The sequence below is a fragment of the Dietzia sp. oral taxon 368 genome (genome assembly GCF_002999155.1).
GTDB lineage: Bacteria > Actinomycetota > Actinomycetes > Mycobacteriales > Mycobacteriaceae > Dietzia > Dietzia cinnamea.
Genome location: NZ_CP027238.1, coordinates 1,179,330 through 1,194,650, shown reverse-complemented (window position 1 = coordinate 1,194,650; position 15,321 = coordinate 1,179,330). Strand labels below are relative to the sequence as shown.

Annotated in this window: 13 protein-coding genes and 2 riboswitches; of the genes, 7 read left to right on the top strand and 6 right to left on the bottom strand. The window is 72.3% G+C overall.

Annotated elements, in window-relative coordinates; all coding sequences use genetic code 11:
- The first annotated feature begins 127 nt into the window (after positions 1-127).
- From C3V38_RS05700 to C3V38_RS05690, 3 genes are all read left to right on the top strand, one after another.
- On the top strand, positions 128-1,576 hold the full coding sequence (locus tag C3V38_RS05700; protein WP_254426089.1) for an MFS transporter: 1,449 nt from the start codon (positions 128-130) through the stop codon (positions 1,574-1,576).
- A gap of 103 nt (positions 1,577-1,679) precedes the next feature.
- Positions 1,680-1,810: riboswitch (cobalamin riboswitch) on the top strand.
- A gap of 50 nt (positions 1,811-1,860) precedes the next feature.
- Positions 1,861-3,420: a cobyric acid synthase gene (locus C3V38_RS05695; RefSeq protein ID WP_106385259.1), complete on the top strand. Its 1,560-nt coding sequence runs from the start codon at positions 1,861-1,863 to the stop codon at positions 3,418-3,420.
- Entirely contained in the window at positions 3,417-4,166 is a 750-nt protein-coding gene (locus C3V38_RS05690; protein ID WP_106385258.1) for a cobalt-precorrin-6A reductase, read from the top strand. The genes C3V38_RS05695 and C3V38_RS05690 overlap by 4 nt, the downstream gene beginning before the upstream one ends.
- Before the next feature lie 121 nt (positions 4,167-4,287).
- Here C3V38_RS05690 and C3V38_RS05685 read toward each other — a convergent pair whose 3' ends face one another.
- The 6 genes from C3V38_RS05685 to C3V38_RS05660 form a co-directional block, all read right to left on the bottom strand.
- Positions 4,288-4,707, bottom strand: a complete 420-nt coding sequence (locus tag C3V38_RS05685; protein ID WP_106385257.1) for a nuclear transport factor 2 family protein — start codon at positions 4,705-4,707, stop codon at positions 4,288-4,290.
- 99 nt (positions 4,708-4,806) lie between these two features.
- Positions 4,807-6,327 carry a cobyrinate a,c-diamide synthase gene (locus tag C3V38_RS05680; protein ID WP_106385256.1) on the bottom strand — a complete coding sequence of 507 codons (1,521 nt, stop codon included), beginning with the start codon at positions 6,325-6,327 and terminating at the stop codon, positions 4,807-4,809.
- The gene (gene cobO, locus C3V38_RS05675; protein WP_007628512.1) at positions 6,321-6,935 is read right to left on the bottom strand and encodes a cob(I)yrinic acid a,c-diamide adenosyltransferase; all 615 of its coding nucleotides are present in this window, start codon (positions 6,933-6,935) and stop codon (positions 6,321-6,323) included. The genes C3V38_RS05680 and cobO overlap by 7 nt, the downstream gene beginning before the upstream one ends.
- A complete protein-coding gene (locus C3V38_RS05670) occupies positions 6,935-9,082 on the bottom strand; it encodes a VWA domain-containing protein (protein ID WP_106385255.1) in 2,148 nt (715 codons plus the stop codon). The genes cobO and C3V38_RS05670 overlap by 1 nt, the downstream gene beginning before the upstream one ends.
- 21 nt (positions 9,083-9,103) lie before the next feature.
- Positions 9,104-9,289, bottom strand: a riboswitch (cobalamin riboswitch).
- A 70-nt stretch (positions 9,290-9,359) separates the two neighbouring features.
- The gene (locus C3V38_RS05665; protein WP_106385254.1) at positions 9,360-9,986 is read right to left on the bottom strand and encodes a response regulator transcription factor; all 627 of its coding nucleotides are present in this window, start codon (positions 9,984-9,986) and stop codon (positions 9,360-9,362) included.
- Positions 9,983-11,203 (bottom strand): sensor histidine kinase, encoded by a 1,221-nt coding sequence (locus C3V38_RS05660; protein WP_106385253.1) that lies wholly within the window; start codon positions 11,201-11,203, stop codon positions 9,983-9,985. Before C3V38_RS05660 ends, C3V38_RS05665 begins: the two co-directional genes overlap by 4 nt.
- A 153-nt stretch (positions 11,204-11,356) precedes the next feature.
- Between C3V38_RS05660 and C3V38_RS05655 the strand changes: the two genes are divergently transcribed.
- The 4 genes from C3V38_RS05655 to C3V38_RS05640 all read left to right on the top strand — a co-directional run bounded on the left by C3V38_RS05655 (position 11,357) and on the right by C3V38_RS05640 (position 15,292).
- The gene (locus tag C3V38_RS05655; RefSeq protein ID WP_106385252.1) at positions 11,357-12,409 is read left to right on the top strand and encodes an FtsX-like permease family protein; all 1,053 of its coding nucleotides are present in this window, start codon (positions 11,357-11,359) and stop codon (positions 12,407-12,409) included.
- Positions 12,410-12,492: 83 nt separating this feature from the next.
- The gene (locus tag C3V38_RS05650) at positions 12,493-13,263 is read left to right on the top strand and encodes an ABC transporter ATP-binding protein (protein WP_106385251.1); all 771 of its coding nucleotides are present in this window, start codon (positions 12,493-12,495) and stop codon (positions 13,261-13,263) included.
- Between the two features lie 44 nt (positions 13,264-13,307).
- Positions 13,308-14,537, top strand: coding sequence for a precorrin-6y C5,15-methyltransferase (decarboxylating) subunit CbiE (cbiE, locus tag C3V38_RS05645; RefSeq protein WP_106385250.1), 1,230 nt, complete (start codon positions 13,308-13,310; stop codon positions 14,535-14,537).
- Entirely contained in the window at positions 14,534-15,292 is a 759-nt protein-coding gene (locus tag C3V38_RS05640; RefSeq protein ID WP_106385249.1) for a cobalt-precorrin-4/precorrin-4 C(11)-methyltransferase, read from the top strand. Before cbiE ends, C3V38_RS05640 begins: the two co-directional genes overlap by 4 nt.
- The last annotated feature ends 29 nt before the right edge of the window (positions 15,293-15,321 follow it).

The window sequence follows — 15,321 nt, the reverse complement described above, 5'->3', positions numbered from 1 at the left end:
AGAAAAATGACGATCCACACTGTGCCACGTGCACATCCACCGCTGGGCGGGGTGACCGAGATCACCGCGCCGCCTAGCCTTGTCGCGGTCGTCGGTAGCCACCCCGCTACCCGGACCTAGGAGGAACATGGCAACGCCGGACGGGAACACCGATCCCCACGGGAGCACGGCCGCGGTCGCCGAGACGATCTCGGCCGAGCCGGTGCCCCGTCACCGGATCATCCTCGCCTCGCTCATCGGTACCACGATCGAGTTCTACGACTTCTACATCTTCGCCACCGCCGCGGTGTCGGTCTTCCCGCTGCTGTTCTTCGCCGGCGGCGACGCGAGCACCGCGCTGCTGGCGTCGATGGCCACGTTCGGCACGGCGTTCATCGCCCGCCCGCTCGGGTCCATCGTCTTCGGGCACTACGGCGACCGCCTCGGCCGCAAGGTCACCCTGGTCGGCGCGCTGCTCACGATGGGTATCGCGACGTTCCTCATCGGACTGTTGCCGACCATCCACCAGATCGGCCTGTGGGCCCCGGCGATGCTGACGATCCTGCGCTTCTTCCAGGGCATCGGCCTGGGCGGGGAGTGGTCGGGCGCCGCGCTGCTGGCGTCGGAGACCGCGCAGCCCGGGAAGCGCGGGTTCGCCGCGATGTGGCCGCAGCTCGGCGCACCGTTCGGCTTCATCCTGGCCAACGGCATCTTCCTGCTGCTGACCGTCTGGTTCGCGTACGACTCCACCGCCGCCGACCTCGACGAGCCGTTCCTCGTGTGGGGCTGGCGCCTGCCGTTCCTGCTGTCGATCGTCATGGTCGGCGTGGGCCTGTACGTGCGGCTGCGCATCGAGGAGACGCCGGTCTTCGCCCGCGCGGTCGCCAACAACGAGCGCGTCAAGACCCCGGTGTCCGAGGTGTTCCGCCGCAACTGGTGGGAGATCATTCTCGGCACGTTCATCATGCTGGCCACCTACGGCCTATTCTACCTCATGACCACGTGGATCCTGTCGTTCGCGATCGGTAGCGAGGAGACCGGCGGGCTCGGCTACGGCTACCAGTCGTTCCTCATCATCCAGGTCATCGCGATCCTGCTGTTCGCGGCGTTCGTCCCGATCGCCGGCTGGCTGGCCGACGTGCTCGGACGCCGTCGGATGCTCATCGGCGTCACGGCCGCGATCATCGTCTTCGGCCTGAGCTTCGGCTGGTGGCTCGAGCCCGAGGCCATGGGCACCGGCGACGACCTCGACGTGACCCGCATGCTGCTGTTCCTCAGCGTGGGCATGATGCTCATGGGCCTGACCTTCGGCCCGATGTCGGCGGTCCTGCCGGAGCTGTTCCCCACCAACACCCGCTACACGGGCTCGGGCGTGGCGTACAACTTCTCCGCGATCCTCGGCGCGGCGCTCACCCCGTTCGTCGCGGTGTGGCTCGTGCAGAACTACTCGGTCGCCTACGTCGGCTACTACCTCGTGGGCCTGTCCGTGCTGACGATCATCTCGCTGATCCTCGCGCCGGAGACCAGCAAGGCCTCGATGTACACCGAGGACGCCGAGATCGGCCGGACCGCCCGCTCCGGGGGCCCGTCCGTCTGACGCGCGCCGCAACGCACCGCGCGCCACCACGCCGCAGCGCACCCCGCGCCGCGCGCCGCTGACAGGGCCCGCCTCCCAGCCCGGGAGGCGGGCCCTGGCGTCTGTCGGTAGCATTCTGTGCGTTGGTCCAGGGAACCCGGTGAGAGTCCGGGGCTGTCCCGCAACGGTGTGACCTTTTCGCCCCTCGGCGCCGCGGCGCCCCCGCGGGCGAGGTCGAGCCCGATACCTGCCGACCGCCGCCCGCGTCCGTGGTCGGCGCATGCCGGCCGAGGAGCCCCCAGCACATGAATATCTCGCGCCCTCCGCGCGGGGAGCGGGTCGCCCCGCACGCCCCGGCGGCCTCCCTACTCGTCGCCGGGACGACGTCCGATGCCGGCAAGAGCATCGTCACCACCGCGCTCTGTCGGGCGTTCGCCCGCCGCGGCCTGAGGGTGGCGCCGTTCAAGGCTCAGAACATGTCCAACAACTCGATGGTCGTCGGTGGCCCCGACGCCACCGCCGAGATCGGCCGCGCCCAGTGGATCCAGGCCCTCGCCGCGCGTGCCGATCCCGAGCCCGCCATGAACCCGGTGCTGCTCAAGCCGGGCGGCGACCGGCGCAGCCACGTGGTGGTGATGGGCCAGCCGTCCGGCACGGTGTCCTCGCGGGACTTCGTCCACGGACGCGCACACCTGGCGCAGGCGGCGTTCGCGGCCTATGACGATCTCGCCTCCCGCTACGACCTCCTCATTTGCGAGGGCGCCGGCAGCCCGGCCGAGATCAACCTGCGCTCGAGCGACTACGTCAACATGGGCCTGGCCCGCCACGCCGACATGCCCGTGGTGGTGGTGGGCGACATCGACCGCGGCGGCGTCTTCGCGGCGCTGTTCGGGACGGTCGCGCTGCTCGAGCCTGCCGACCAGCGGCTGGTCGCGGGGTTCGTCATCAACAAGTTCCGCGGCGACCCCACGCTCCTCGCGCCCGGACTGGACCAGCTCACCGCGCTCACCGGCCGCCCGGTCCACGGGGTCCTGCCCTGGCACCCCGATCTGTGGCTGGACTCCGAGGACGCCCTCGCGGTTAGCCCCCGCGCCGCCGACGCCACGGCGGCCCTGCGCGTGGCCGTGATCCGTCTGCCACGCATCAGCAACTTCACCGACGTCGACGCGCTCGGCCTGGAAGCCGACGTCGAGGTCGCCTATGTCACGGAGCCCCGCGACCTCGCGGGCGCCGACCTCGTCGTCGTCCCCGGAACCAGGGCGACCCTCGACGACCTCGCCTGGCTCCGCGCGCGGGGCCTCGACCGCGCGGTCACTACACATGTCGAGCGGGGCGGCGCGGTGCTGGGGATCTGCGGCGGCCTCCAGATGCTCGGCGGCGAGATCGCCGACCCCGCCGGCATCGAGGGCTCTCCCGGCGCGCGCACGACCGGCCTCGGGCTGCTCGACGTGACCACCCGCTTCGGCGCGGAGAAGGTGCTGCGCCTGCCGACCGGGACCGCGCTGGGGCAGCCGGTGAGCGGGTACGAGATCCATCACGGCCGGGTGAGCGTCGGCGGCGGGGGAGAGACGGGCGACGACGACGAGGTGTTCCCCGGCGGAGCCCGGCGGGGGCGGGTGTTCGGCACGATGTGGCACGGGAGTCTCGAGTCGGACGGTTTCCGGGGCGCCTTCCTGGGCGAGGTCGCGGCAGGGCTGGGGCGGACCCGCGAGCGCTCGGACGTGAGCTTCGCGGCCGCGCGGGAGCGCCGCCTCGACCTGCTGGGCGACCTCGCCGAGGAGCACCTCGACCTGGACGCGCTGCTGGAGTTGGCGCGCTCGGGCCCGCCGCCGCTGCCGATCCTGCCGCCGGGGGCGGACCGGTGAGCGTGCTCATCCTGGGCGGCACCGCCGAGGCCCGCGAGCTCGCCGCCCTGCTGGTCGAGCGCGGGGTGCCGGTGATGTCATCGCTCGCGGGGCGGGTGGCGCGGCCTCGACTGCCGGTGGGCGAGGTGCGGATCGGCGGGTTCGGCGGCGTCGACGGACTGCAGCAATACCTGATCGAGGCCGGCGTGACAGCGGTCGTCGACGCCACCCACCCGTTCGCCGCGGGCATCTCGTCCAACGCCGCCGCCGCGTGCGCGGCCGCGCGGGTTCCGCTGCTGCGCCTCGAGCGACCCGGCTGGGCTGCCGCTCCGGGGGCCGACCGCTGGCACTGGGTGGGCGATCACGACGAGGCCGCGGCGACCACCTCCCGACTGGGCCGTCGGCCGTTCCTCACGATCGGGCGGCAGTCGCTGGACAGGTTCGTGAGCCCCCTCGCCGAGCATCAGGCGCTGGTCAGGGTGGTGGACCCGCCCGAGGTGGCGCTGCCCGAGCCGTGGCAGCTGCTGCTGAGCCGGGGCCCCTACTCTGTCGACGCCGAGCGCGATCTCTTCGCCGAGCACGGCGTGGACGTGCTGGTCACCAAGGACTCGGGCGGCGACCACACCTGGTCGAAGATGGCTGTGGCCGACGAGCTCGGCGTGCCGGTCGTGGTGGTGCGCCGACCCGGCCCCGCGCCCGGAGTGCAGATGGTCGGCGACGCCGCGGCCGCCGCGGACTGGGCGCGCGCCTTTCCCTCACTTTCCTAGACGAACTTTGGTGTAGCTACTGCGAAAATCCGGCCGGTTCATCGCAGTAGCTACACCAGAGTTTCGCGTCGTGGCAGTCGCGGACCGTCTGGCCCGTCGTGGAGCGCCCGGCCGACTCCCGCTAGAGCAATTCGAGGTTGATCTCGCGGATCCGGTCGCCGTCCACGGTGTACCGGCCCTTCAGGTTCAACGTCATGGCCTGCCCCTCGTCGAGCGACATCCCCATGAAGTCCTTCACGTCAGCGCGCGCGGTGAGCGTGTTCACGATGGTGACGGTGGCCGTGTCGCCGTCGACCTCGATCTCTTCGGGCGTCATGCGGTCGACGAATGTGCTGGTCATCGCGCGGTAGGTGTCGAGGTAGGCGGAGAGCCCGAGCTGCGTCCCGGCGGCGGAGTGCAGGACCGCGTCCTCGTGCAGCACGGCCGCCAGCTGGTGCGGGTCCTCGCTGTTGTAGGCCTCGAAGTGGGCTGTGATGACGTCGTGGACGCTCTCATGGTCTCCTCGCTTGCCGCGGTCGGCCGGGGCGCTGGTCCGGTCGATGCCCAGCCCAATCTTGTTCGGTCGTCATCATCGCGGAACTGGTCGTAGCCATCGAGCGATTCCGGCCGCATCCCCGCGATGGCTACGACCAAACCGGGGTCAGGGCCGGGCGAGTTGGGCTGGCCGGCGATCCGACGCTCGGCGGGGCGGTTGGGGCGCTCCGGCGAACGCCCGGACCAGCTCCGCGAACCGTACCGCCAGCGCAGGATGCCCCGCCCAGTGCGTGTGCAGGTACGAGGCGTGGATCGAGCCGGTGACAAAGCCCTCCGGCCCCGCACTGCTCGTCCACGCCGGGCTCGCGCTCAAGCCCGGGCCCGGGCCCGCGCCTGAGCCCTGCCACGTCGGCCGCGGCTCCGTGTCCGCACCCGCCGCAGGCGTGACCGCCGTGCGATGGAACTCGTGCCCGGTGACCTCGGTGCCGGCGGCGGCGAGGACGCTGTCGGCGACGGCCGTCGAGCGCCGGTAGGCCAGCGTGAGCCGCGGGGCCATGGCGGCGTCGGCGTCGATCGCGCCCACCATCGGCACGCCGTCCAGGCTCCGGCAGAGATACAGCAGGCCCGCGCATTCGGCGACCGTCGGGACCCCAGCGGAGGTGGCCGCGAGGAGCGCCCGCAGCATGGGCTCGTTGGCGGCGAGGTCCGCGGCGTGCACCTCGGGGAACCCGCCTCCCAGGTAGATCCCCGCGGTCCCGTCGGGCAGCGCCTCGTCGGCCAGCGGGTCGAACGGTGCGACCGAGCAGCCGGCCGCCTCGAGCAGTTCGACCGTCTCGGCGTAGCGGAACGTGAAGGCCCGGCCGCCGGCCACGGCGATGAGCGGGCGGCCCTTGTCGTCGTCGCCGCCGGATCCGCGCCCGCCACCTGCCACCGCCTCCTGCGCCGACCACGCCTGCCCGCGCAGCGGCGGCGCGGACCGCGCGATGCGCATGACGGCCTCGAGGTCGATGGATGCGGCGACCTTGCCGGCGAGGTGGTCCAGCGACCGCGCGGCCTCGGGGCGCTCGGCGGCGGGGACGAGGCCGAGGTGGCGGGAGGGGGCGGTGACGTCGTCGTCGCGCTGGAGCACGCCCAGCACGGGGATGCCCAGGGGCGCGAGGGCGCGGCGGACCTCGTCGGAGTGGCGTACGGACCCCGCCTTGTTGAGCACCACCCCGGCGATCCGGACGTCCGGGTCGAACGTGGCCATGCCGAGGACCGTGGCGGCGATGGTGCGCGAGGCGTGCGAGATGTCGACCACCAGCACGACGGGGGAATCGGTGAGGCGGGCGACGTGCGCGGTGGAGGCGAACCCTTCGCGGCCGATGTGGCCGTCGTACAGGCCCATGACGCCCTCGATCACCGCGATGTCGGCCGGCCGCCCGCCGCGAGTCCCGCCGAACCGCGCACCGTTCAGCAGCAGCGGCACGATCCGATCCTCGCCCACGAGGTGCGGGTCGAGGTTGCGCCCGGGCCGCCCGGTGGCGAGGGCGTGGTAGCCGGGGTCGATGTAGTCGGGGCCCACCTTGTGCCCCGAGACCTCCAGCCCGGTACGGCGCAGCGCGGCCATGAGGCCGGTGGCGACGGTGGTCTTGCCGTGCCCCGACGCCGGCGCGGCCACGACCAGGCGCGGGAGTTCGCTTACCACTCGATCCCCCGCTGCCCCTTCTGCCCGGCGTCCATGGGGTGCTTGACCTTGCCCATCTCGGTGACGAGGTCGGCCACCTCGAGCAGCCGCGGGTCGGCGTCGCGGCCCGTGATCACGACGTGCTGCCGCCCGGGCCGCGCGGCGAGGGTGGCCACCACGTCGTCGACGTCCACCCAGCCCCACTTCATGGGGTAGGTGAACTCGTCGAGCAGGTACAGGTCGTGCCGCTCGGTGGCGAGGCGGCGCTTGATCTCGGCCCAGCCCTCGGCGGCATCGGCGGCGTGGTCGGCTTCGGTGCCTTCCTTGCGCGACCACGACCATCCCGAGCCCATCTTGTGCCACTCCACCGGGCCGCCCTCGCCGGTCTCAGTATGCAGCTGGCCGAGGCGTTCCATGACGGTCTGCTCGCCGATGCGCCACTTGGCGGACTTGACGAACTGGAACACGCCGATGTCCCAGCCCTGGTTCCACGCGCGCATGGCCAGGCCGAACGCGGCGGTGGATTTTCCCTTGCCGGGCCCGGTGTGGACCATGACGAGCGGGCGGTTTCGGCGCTGGCGGGTGCTGAGGCCGTCGTCGGGGACGGTGGTGGGTTGTCCCTGAGGCATCAGGCGACCTCGTTTCGCGTCGTGGGGGTCGGTGCGGTGGTGTGTTCTCGAACGGTGCGGGTGAGGCCGTCGGCGGTGACCTCGCCCAACGGCACGTGCTCGGCGCCGAGGTGCGCGGCGAGCTCGGCGGCCAGGCCCATGCGGAACCGGCCGGTCTCGCAGTCCACCACCACGGACGCCACGCCGAGAGAGGCCAGCCCGGCCGCCGCGGTGCGGGACCGGGCGAGGGCGTGCCGGCCATGGGTGGCGCGGCCGTCGGTGACGACGACGACAAGAGGTCGCCGCCGCCGATCGCGGATGCTCTCGATGCGCAGGACCTCGGCGGTGGTGAGCAGTCCCTCCGCCAGTGGGGTCCGGCCGCCCGCGGGGAGGTCGGCGAGGCGGGTGGCCGCGACGTCGACCGAGGAGGTGGGCGGGAGAGTGACCTGCGCGGCGGACCCGCGGAACGTCACCAGGCCGACCTTGTCGCGGCGGCGGTAGGCGTCTAGCAGGAGGGACAGGATGGCGGTCTTGACCTGCTCCATCCGGGTGCGGGCGGCCATGGAGCCCGAGGCGTCCACGCAGAAGAGGACGAGGTTGGATTCGCGGCCCTCGCGCACGGCAGAGCGCAGGTCCTCGGGGGCGAGCAGGAGGCGGTTGTTCGCGGCCGCGTCGCTGCCGGCCGCGCGGCCGCGGGCAGCCTGGTGCGGCGCGGCCGAGCGGATGGTGGCGGGAAAGTGCAGGTCCGCGCCGGTGAACTCACCGGCGCCGACCCGCCGACCGCTGCTCGTGCGGGCCCGGGACCGACGACCCGCCGCACCCTCGCCGGTGCCGGCGACGCTGAACAGCCGCGTCCGGTACGGCTCCGACGCGGAGGCCACGGTGCCGGGCTGCGGGGCGGCGGGACCGGGTGCGGAGCCCGGGGCGGTGTCGGGGTCCGGGGTGGTGTCGGGGTCCGGGCTGCCGTCGGCGTCAGCCGGGCTGTCCCGCTGAGCGTGCCCGCCGCCCTCGGTCGCGTCGCTGCCGGGCCCGCCGGCCGAGGCCTCGGCCGGGGTTTGGTCGGTGGACGGGGTGTCCGCACTGCTCGAGTCGTCGGCGGACTCGGACGGACCGGTGTCCTCGGCCTGTGGCTCCTCGTCGTGGGGGTCGGGATCGGGCTCGTCGTCGCCCAACAGCCGGTCCAGCAGCTCCTCGTCGAGGCCCGGCGCGTCGAACGGTGCGCGGCGGCGGCGGTGGGGCAGCGCCATGCGCGCGGCGACCCGGATGTCCTCGCGGCCGATACGCGTGCGGCCGTGCCACGCGGCGTGGGCTGCGGCCGCGCGGGCGGTGACGATGTCGGCGCGCATTCCGTCCACGTCGAAGCCCGCGCAGACCCGCGCGATGGTGGCCAGTGCCCACTCGGTGAGCCTGACCCCGCCGAGGACGCGCCGGGCGGCGGCGACCCGCTCACGCAGGGCGCGCTCGTCGTCGGCGTACGCGGCGGCGAACCCGGCGGGGTCGGCCTCGAACGCGATGCGGCGGCGCACCACCTCGGCCCGCAGCTCGGGGTCGCGCGGCGCGGCCACCTCCACGGTGAGACCGAAACGGTCCATCAGCTGCGGGCGGAGCTCGCCCTCCTCGGGATTCATGGTGCCGACCAGCACGAACCGGGCGGCGTACTCGACCGACAGGCCATCGCGCTCGACGGTGACGCGGCCCATCGCGGCGGCGTCGAGGAGCTGGTCCACCACGTGGTCGTGGAGCAGGTTGACCTCGTCCACGTAGAGGATCCCGCGGTGGGCGCGAGCGAGCAGGCCGGGCTGGAACACGGTCACGCCGTCGGACAGCGCGCTCTCCAGGTGCAGCGACCCGGTGATCCGGTCCTCGGACACCCCGACCGGAAGCTCGACCAGGCGGACCGGCCGCCGCTCGGTGGGAGCGTCGGTGGGGATGCGGCCGTCGGGGGTCTCGGAGCCGCGGTCGTCGGGCGCGGAGGAGAAGCGGTCGCCGGTGACCACCTCGATCTCCGGGAGGACTCCGGCGAGGGCGCGGACCATCGTGGACTTGGCCGTGCCCTTCTCACCACGGATGAGGACGCCGCCGACCTGCGGCGACACCGCGGTGAGGGTGAGGGCCAGCGCCATGTCGTCGGAACCGACAACCGCGCTGAAGGGGTAGTGCAATGGCATGGGGGCTCCCGCTCTCGTCTGCCAGGCTGGTCAGCGCGAGGCCGGTCTCCGGACTTCCAGGCTCATCTCGCGGCTCGCGCGCTGGGCGCGGTGTCGCGAGAGGCCGGGTCACCGTAGCGGGCCCTGTGCCGGATTCTCACCGGCTTCCCTGATTCTCCCCTCCGCCCGCTCTCGCGGCCGTGGGGCACCTCGTGCTGTGGGTCGTGTTCGGTTGTGGTGCTGAGGGTAGTCCAAGCACCGGTCACCAGCGGCACAGGGGAGCAGCGGACCCGCCCGGCTAGACGGCTCCGAGTTCGCGGGCCCGGGCCACGGCTGCGGTCCGCGTGGTGACGCCGAGCTTGTCGAAGATGTGCACCAGGTGGGTTTTGACGGTCGCCTCCGACACGTTCAGCGAGGCGGCGGCCTGCCTGTTGGTGGCACCGTCTGCCACCGCCCGGAGGACCTCCGTTTCGCGATCGGTGAGTAGTGGACGCGGGTCGCGTAGTCGGCCCATGAGCTTGCCGGCGACGGTGGGGGAGAGCGCACTCTCGCCCGCTGCGGCGGCGCGGACCGCGCCCAGGAGTTCGTCGGGGCCGGCGTCCTTGAGGAGGTAGCCGCAGGCGCCGGCCTCGATCGCGCCGAGGATGTCCGAGTCCGTGTCGTGACTGGTGAGAACCAGGACCTGGGGCGGGTCGGCGAGCTCCTGGATCCTGGCCGTGGCCCGGACCCCCGCGGTGGCATCACCGGAGAAGCGCAGGTCCATGAGCACCACGTCCACGTCCCCGATCCTGCAACGCTCCACGGCGGCGCCGGCATCGGCAACGTCTGCGATCACCTCGATTGACGGATCGGAAGCGAGTAGCGCCCGCAGCCCCGTCCGCACCACCCCGTGGTCGTCCGCGATCAGCACCCGCACTCTCGTCACAGCTCCTTCTCCGTCGTCCCCGTCGGCAGCACCGCACGGACCGACGTACCGCCGCCCACCTCCGACTCCACCTCGAGTGTCCCTCCCAGGTCGTCGACCCGACGGGCCATCCCGGCCAGCCCGAACGAGGCCGCGGTGCGAGGGGCGGTGGTGTCGAACCCGCATCCGTCGTCGTGGACCTCCAGCTGCACCGAGGTGGGGCGGTGGTCGAGGGTGATCCTGATCTGGTCGGGCGACCCGTGCTTGACCGCGTTGGTCAGGGCCTCCTGCGTCACCCTGACGAGTACCGCCGAGAGTTCCGCGGGTGGGTCGGCGGTCAGATCGCCACCCACCGACACGGCGAGTCCGGGGTTCTCGGTCCCCACCTGCTCGGCGACGCGGCGCAGGGCCCCGGCCAGCGAGACACCGTCGAGTGGTGCCGGGCGCAGCGCGGCGATGAGCCTGCGCGTCTCGGTGAGGTTCTCGCCCGCCACCTCGCGGGCGAGACGGATCTGGTCCACCGCGGGATGCGAGGGATCCGAGCGCTCGGCGGCGTGCAACAGCATTCCGATGCTCGACAACCCCTGCGCCACGGTGTCGTGGATCTCGCCTGCCAGCCGGGCCCGCTCGGCCTCTCGTCCCACCTCCCGCTCCCGGGCGGCGAGCTCGGAGCGCGTGGCCATGAGCTCGGCGATCACCGCGCGCCGGGCCTGCGACTCGCGGTGTAGCGCGCGCACGCCGGCCCCCAGGCCGAGCGCCACGAGTGCTCCCACCACCGGCCCGATGATCCCGGCGGCGGTGAAGCCCTCGTGAAGTCCCAGGGCCAGCACCGCGACTGCGGCAAGAAATGCCACCGCCGCCGCGCCCGTTAACACGCCGAGGAGAAACTGGGCCAGGAAGAACAGTGGGAACACGAGGTAGGCGGCCTCGGGCACCTGGACCACGAGAGCCGCCCACAGCCCGACGACGACGCCCAGCCACCCCAGACGGATGGTGCGGGTCGCCTCGCGACGGCGCTCCCACACGGTCCCGATGCAATACACCGCGGCGAATCCCGCGGCGGTCACCACTGCAGGGACGTTGAGGACGCCGGGGGTGCTGCTGTGCGCGCCGATCAGGGTGAGCACGAGCAGCGCCGCCACCAGCGTGTGCAGCGCGATCTGGAGCTGCGTGAACACCACACGCACGCCCGCGGACTCGGGCGGGAGCTCCGCGGCGCTGGCTGGTGCAGGGGTCACCCGCTCGACGCTAGTCGCCGCGAACCGGGTCCGGCATCCATCGAAAGGTGGAGGCGGGACCCGCCTTTCGGTGCCGGAGAACCAACCTCGCGGTCGATCCGGTGTGGGGCCTGTGAGTCGAGCCTTGAGGTATGCCGTCGGAAAGGGAAAACCATGTTCTTCGCACTTCGTGACCTCCGTACCGCGAGGTGGCGTTTCGCCCTCATCACCGGGGTCGTGCTGCTGCTGTCGGTTCTGGTGGCGGGCCTGCTCGGTCTGACCGCCGGTCTGGCGAACCAGAGCGTGTCCGCTCTCCGGGCGCTCGGATCGGGCGGCTCGAGCTTTGTCCTGCCCACTGACGACAAAGGCGTCGTCGACCTCGATCGAGCGGCCCTCACCGACAGGCAGGTGGAGGAGATCTCGGCGCTGGACCCCTCCGCCGTGCCGGTAGGACTCGCCCGGCTCACCGTGGACGACGGCACGGAAACAGGCGTGTCCGCCGTCGCCGTGGGTCTGGCGGCACCGGTGGGCTCAGTGGCCCCGCCGTCAAGGGGGGAGGTCCTGGTGTCCACCGGGGTCGACGACGAGGTGAGCGGCGGCGTGGATGAGATCGGAATCGGTGGCGACACCCTGGCGGTCGCCGGAAACGCCGGCGATCTCTGGCACTCGCACACACCTGTGGTGGTGACCGACCTCGACACGTGGAGAGAACTCGCCCCCCGCGGCGGGGCGGCCACCACCATCGCGGTGTCGTCGGAAGCACTCGCTGATTTCGCCGTACTGGATCAGGGCCTCGGCCTGGTCGACTCCGCGGGACTCGTGGGTGCGTTGCCCTCGCACCGGGCGGAGAACACCTCGCTGAGGACCATGACCTACATGCTGCTGGCTGTGACGGCGCTGGTCGTGGGTGCGTTCTTCACCGTCTGGGGGATGCAGCGCCGCCGTGATGTCGCCGTGCTCAAGGCGCTCGGTGCGTCCACGGCGATGGTCGTCCGCGATTCGATAGGACAGGCGGCGATCGTACTGGCCGTGGGCATCGGGGGCGGAGTGGGGATCGTCGCGCTTCTCGGGCTGGCGGCGGCAGGCACCGTGCCGGTTGTCGTCTCGACCGGGACCACGCTTCTGCCGGCATCTCTGCTCGCGGTGCTCGGTCTGGCCGGCGCCGCCGCCTCGCTGGGGCCGGTCCTGAACGCCGACCCCAACTCCGCGCTCGGGGCCGCCCGATGAGCAGCCCCGATCGCAGCGGTCCTTCGCTGATGACGCCGCCCTCCGTCCACTCGCGGCAACCCTCAACCTCCGGAAGGAATCTCATGTCCGACACCGCTCTGCTCGAGGCACCGTCGACCACCGCGCTGAGGATGAAGGACGTCCTCCTGACCTTCCCCGACGGCGAGGGCAGGGTCACCGCCGTCGACCACGTCTCACTCTCGATCGATCGTGGGCGCAGCCTCGCCGTGACGGGACCTTCAGGCTCGGGAAAGTCCAGCCTGTTGGCGGTGGCGGCGACCCTGACCACGCCCGACTCCGGGCAGGTGTGGCTGCAGACCAGGGACGGCATGGTGGACCTGGCCACGGTGAGCCCTGCGGAGGGTGCGGCGTTGCGCAGGAAGGACATCGGGATCGTGTTCCAGCAGTCCAACCTCATCGAGTCGCTCACGGCACGCGAACAACTCGAGGCCATGGCCTGGCTCGGATCACGACCGTCACGGGCGCGGCGCCGCGACGTGCGCGGACGAGCGGACGAACTCCTCGGTGTGGTCGGCCTGGGTGACGCTGGAGAGCGGGCGGTCGGGGCGCTGTCCGGGGGGCAGCGGCAGCGGGTGGCGGTGGCGCGCGCCCTCATGAACCAGCCGGTGATGGTGCTCGCCGACGAGCCCACCAGCGCGCTCGATTCCGAATCCGGTGGGGTCGTGATGGATCTCCTCCTGGGTACCGCCCGGGATCTCGGGGTGGCACTGATGCTGGTCACTCATGACCCATCGATGGCGGCGCGGTGCGATTCCCAGCTCCGTCTGGTCGACGGAGCCGTGACGACCTCGACCGGGCGGGATCGGCAGCCGCGGGGAGGCTCGGTCGTCTGACTGGGCGCTGAGGCAGCTCGGCGGAGGCTGTAGGGTTCCGCGTCATGACAGCGCGGGTGACGGTGGTGGGGATCGGCGGTGACGGCTGGGCGGGTCTCGACGCGGCCCGCCGTAGCGCCGTCCTCGGTGCCGAGGTGGTGCTCGGCGGCGATCGCCATCTGACGATGCTCCCAGCTGAGGTCTCCGCTGAGCAGGTGCCGTGGACGAGGCCCTTCCGCGAGGGTGTGGCAGAGGCGCTAGCCCGGTTCGCGGACCGGCGAATTGTGGCCCTGGCCTCGGGTGATCCGCTTGTCGCCGGAGCGGGAACGACGTTCGTCGAGCTGCTCGGCGCCGAGGCGGTGGAGGTGCTGCCGGCGGTGTCCTCGGTGGCGTTGGCGCGGGCCCGGATGCGTTGGCCGGCCGAGTCGGTGGCGGTGCTGCGTGACCACCGGACGCTGTCTCGCGAGCTCGCCCCGGGCCGGCGCCTGCTGGTGCTGTCCGCCGACCGGCACACCCCGTCGGCTGTCGCCGCGGTGCTCCGCGACACCGGGTTCGGGGGGAGCGAGATGATCGTCCTCGCGGAACTCGGCAGCCCCGCGGAGTCGTGTGTGCGGTGCACGGCGCGAGACTGGGAACCGGGCCGCGAAGCGCCGCAGCTTCACGTCCTGGCAATCGAGTGCGTGGCCGATGCCTCCGCCCGGCCCCTCGGCCTGGCGCCCGGGCTGCCCGATGACGCCTTTGAGAACGACGGCCAACTCACCCGGCGTGACCTGCGGGCCTCGGCGCTGTCCCGGCTCGCGCCCTCGGCCGGAGAGCTGCTCTGGGACGTGGGGGCCGGCGCCGGGTCGGTGGGCATCGAGTGGATGCGGATGCACCCCGCGTGCCGGGCGATCGCCGTGGAGGCCGATCCCGAGCGTGCGGCCCGGATCGGGCGCAACGCCGCGGCGCTGGGGGTGCCCTCGCTGGAGATCGTGGAGGGCCGCGCCCCGGGCGCGCTGGAGGGCTTGCCCCGACCGGATGCGGTGTTCATCGGCGGGGGCGGTACCGCCCCTGGCCTGCTCAGACGGTGTTGGGACGCGCTCGCGCCCGGCGGACGACTGGTAGCTCATGCGGTGACGCTGGAGACTGAACGCGTGATGATCGACGCCCGCGCCGAGTTCGGTGGCGAGCTGACGCGGTTTTTCGTGGAACGCAGTGATCAGATCGGCTCGTTCACCGGCTGGGCGCCGGCGCGGGCCGTGGTGCAGTGGGCGGCCGTGAAGCCGCGTGGCGATGCGATGGAGGGAACCTCGTGACCGTTCACTTCGTGGGTGCCGGGCCGGGCGCGGCGGACCTGCTCACACTGCGCGCGGTTACTCTGCTCCGGTCTGCGGACGTGTGCTTGTACGCGGGGACGTACCTCGACGAGGGCGTTCTGGAGCACTGCCGTCCCGAGGCCCGACTGGTCGATACGCAGAATCTGGATCTGGACGGGATCATCGGCGAGATCGTCGCTGCTCACGCAGACGGGCTCGAGGTGGTTCGGTTGTGCTCAGGCGATCCGTCGATCTACTCAGCGCTGGCCGAGCAGACCCGCCGGTTGGACGCGGCCGGGGTGCCGTGGGCCGTGGTCCCGGGTGTGCCCGCTTATGCAGCTGCGGCCGCTGAGCTGGGTGTGGAACTGACGGTTCCCGAGGTGGTGCAGTCGGTGGTGCTCACCCGGACGCAAGCCCGGTCCACGGCGATGCCCTCTGCCGAGGCGCTGGAGAACTTCGCCGCCACCGGTGCCACTCTGGTGCTGCATCTCGCGATTACCCGCATTCGCGAGCTGGCCGAGCGGCTGATCCCGACCCACGGCGCGGACTGCCCGGTGGCGGTAGTGGCCAACGCGAGTCGCCCGCATCGGGTGGAACTGCGAGGGACCCTGGCTGATGTCGCGGATGCGGTGGAGGCGGCTGGCCTGCGGCAGGCTGCGGTGATTCTCGTCGGGCGCGCTTTGGTGCGGCCGGGGGAGGCGGAGTCGTGGCTGTACGCGTCGAGCCCGGAGCGGGAGGCGAAAAGGCGAGGTTAGGCGGCCCGTCGTGAGGCGCTCCCCAGAGG